Genomic DNA, 291 nt, shown 5'->3' on the forward strand with positions numbered 1-291 from the left:
AGGAAGCCGAGCGGCGCCGCGTAGGCGTTGCACCCCGCCGCCAGGGCCAGCTCGAAATGGTAGTGCGGGTCGTAGGCCGGCGGGTTCGGGCCGAAGCTGCGGGCGGGCCCGTGCTCGGAGCCCTGGTCGACGGGCAGGATCAGCATCTTGCCGGTGCCGCCGAGCTTGCCGTGCACCAGCATCCGGGCGAGGTTGGTGAGGGTCCCGGGGCTGTCGGCCCCGTACCACGACAGGATCTCGGTGACGCGGGCGGATCGGTCCATCGGGCAGCCTCCTGGCCAGAGACCGTCG

1 pseudogene is annotated in these 291 nt (G+C 72.5%); it reads right to left on the reverse strand.

What is annotated here, in order from left to right:
* A pseudogene (locus tag ACLBYB_RS33305) lies at positions 1-263 on the reverse strand (class I fructose-bisphosphate aldolase); the annotation flags it as partial.
* Positions 264-291: the final 28 nt, after the last annotated feature.

It is taken from the genome of Methylobacterium sp. D54C (assembly GCF_053345595.1).